Here is a 2,578-nt window from a genome sequence, read left to right on the forward strand (position 1 = left end):
CCTTTTGTTGTCAGTCGCCGTATACCTGGCGCCCACCCAGGTAAACGGCGTTGACCCGCATCTGCTGCAATTGCGTTGGCGGTATCCGATAAGGATTGTCGCTGACCACCGTCAAGTCCGCCCATTTGCCTGGTTCCAGGCTGCCCAGGAGTGAGTCCTGGCGCAGTTGGTAGGCCGCGTTTATGGTCATGGCGCGCAGCGCCTGGTGGGCGTCGATGGCCTCGCTGGGGTTGATTGGAGTACCACTCTGGCTACGCCTGAGCATCGCCGTATGCATCAGGCTGAAAGGCTGGGCCGGAAACATCGGGCTGTCCGCATGCAAGGTGGGGTGCAGGCCGGCGCTGAAGGCGCTGCGCACAGGCAGGCTGCGTTGAGTCATGAAGCGACCTATCACCGAGTCCTGCAAGGCATCGCCGTAATAGAGCAGGTGGTTGATATGAAACGACACGGCCACGCCTTGGGCGGTCAGCTCCGGCATCAGCGGCTTCGGTAGTTCGATGGCGTGTTCCAGACGTACGGCTGGGGCTTGCCCGCTCAGTGGCGCGGCCTGTTCGAGGGCTCGGGCCACTTCGAGCAGTGAGGCATCGCCCTGGCTGTGGATCGCGACCTGCCAGCCGGCGCGATTGTAGTGCTCGATTTTTTCGCGCAGTGCCGCCACACCGAGCAATGGCTGGCCGTAGCTGCCGGGCGTGATGCCCAGGGTGCGGTTCAGCGGGCTGTCGAGGTAGGCGCTACGGCTGAACATGCTGCCAGTGTAGGGCGAACCGTCTGCCCAGAGTTTGACGCCGAGCACGGCGAAGCTGTCCGAGCCGTTGTCAGGGCTTTCTGGCAGGGCATCGAGTTCCTGTTCGGTCAGATAGAAGTATTGGCGGATGCGTGGTCGCCAGTGGCGCAGCGCGGCGTAGCGTGCCATCAGCGGCGGCACGTTGTAGCCCAGCGATGCCACCGTGGTGAAGCCATTGGCTAGCAAATCATCGAGCGTGCGCTCATAGCGCTGCAGCAGTGCCCAGGGGCGTCTGAGCTCGGTCATGAAGGGCCTGGCTGCCTGGGTTTCGACGATCATCCCGGTCAGTTCGCCCTGGTCGTCGCGCTGGTAGTAGGAGGCCGCGCTCGGGTTCGGGGTGTGGCGATCCACACCAGCAACGGCGAAGGCGCGCGAGTTGGCCCAGAACGAGTGCAGGTTCTGTCCGATCAGCAGCACCGGGTTGTTTGGCGCCAACTGATCGAGCTGCTGGCGGGGTGGAATCTGCAGATCCGGCACCAGGATCGGATCGAGGCCGACGGCGTACACCCATTCGCCCGGCGCAGTGCTTGCCACGCGCTGGCGTAGCGCCTGCCAAACCGATTGATTATCACGATGAGTGAAACCGGACAGATCCACTGCGCCCGCGAACAGGGCGCTGAGGGTCGGGTGTTCGTGTGCGGCGATCAGCCCAGGTAGCAGGGTCTTGCCGTGCAGATCGACGATCTCGCTGTCAGATCCTGCCAGCGCCAGTATCTGCTGGCGTGAGCCTGTGGCGAGGATGCGACCATCCTGCACTGCCAGTGCTTCGACCACCCGATCCTCTGGGTCGACGGTCAGAATCGGACCGCCGACGAAGATCAGCTGAGGGGCTGATGGCTGGCAGGCGGCGAGCAACGTAAAGCTGGCGAGTATCAGGGCACGCAGGAGCATGGATGATAGGCGATACCTTCAGGGCGATGACGCATCCTGCTGGCTGGGCTATAAGGTCGTCCAATGCAAAATTGCAGTCTTATTGATGCAGGTGGTGCCTGAATGGACTTGAAACGCTTGCAGCACCTACTGCTGTTGACCGAGGAGTTGCACTTCTCTCGGGCTGCGCAGCGCGCGAACCTGTCGCAGACCGCATTCAGTCGTAGCATCCAGACCCTGGAGCGCGAGCTGGGCGTGCGTTTGTTCGACCGCGACACGCGTCGGGTGAGCCTGACGGCCGCCGGTCGACAGATCGTTGCGCGCGCTCGCGAGCTGATCGCCCAGGCCACCTGTCTGCAATTCGAGGTTGATGAGTTGCGTGGGCTGCAGGCTGGGCGTCTGGCTTTCGGGGTCAGTCAGTTGGTGGAGGCTGACCGGCTTGAACGGCTGATCGAGCAACTGCAGCCTGCGGGCAGCGAGGTTCGCCTGGATATCGAAGTCAATCACTGGGAGGCTTTGCGCGAGGCACTGCTGGCCGAGCGTATCGAGTTCTTCGTCGCCTACGCCAGGCCACTGGTCGAGGATAGCCGTTTCGTTGTGCATGAGCTGCCGGCACAGGCAGCCTCATTGTTTTGCCGTGCGCAGCATCCTTTGCTTAATGGCGCGGCCATCACGCCTGCGTGCTTGCTCGACTATCCCTGGAGTTGTGTGCGCTTCGACGCCAGTATTGCTCAGCGGTTGTGCAGCCTGCTGCATATCGATGCCGCGCAACTACCGGTGCGTCTGACCTGCAGTGACCTGGGTCTGTTGCGGCGGCGGTTGCTCGCGAGCAACGAGCTGTTGTTGACCTGGCGGCAAGCCGTGGCCGCTGAGTTGGCCAGCGGCCAGGTGGTCGACTTGCCCCAGGCGGCAGGTTTGGCCATG

Annotated in this window: 2 protein-coding genes; one reads left to right on the forward strand and one right to left on the reverse strand. The window is 63.0% G+C overall.

What is annotated here, in order from left to right:
- Positions 1-10: 10 nt before the first annotated feature.
- Positions 11-1,675 carry an amidohydrolase gene (locus J0A65_RS22285; protein ID WP_206596514.1) on the reverse strand — a complete coding sequence of 555 codons (1,665 nt, stop codon included), beginning with the start codon at positions 1,673-1,675 and terminating at the stop codon, positions 11-13.
- Between the two features lie 102 nt (positions 1,676-1,777).
- Between J0A65_RS22285 and J0A65_RS22290 the strand changes: the two genes are divergently transcribed.
- Positions 1,778-2,578 (forward strand): LysR family transcriptional regulator (locus J0A65_RS22290; protein ID WP_206596515.1); only part of this gene is annotated, 801 nt, incomplete at its 3' end.

It is taken from the genome of Bowmanella yangjiangensis, from assembly GCF_017255015.1.
Taxonomy (GTDB): domain Bacteria; phylum Pseudomonadota; class Gammaproteobacteria; order Enterobacterales; family Alteromonadaceae; genus Bowmanella; species Bowmanella yangjiangensis.

Bases quoted from the DNA above. Each gene is read 5' to 3' on its own strand.
- J0A65_RS22285 (WP_206596514.1), bottom strand. From the start codon at position 1,675: ATGCTCCTGCGTGCCCTGATACTCGCCAGCTTTACGTTGCTCGCCGCC.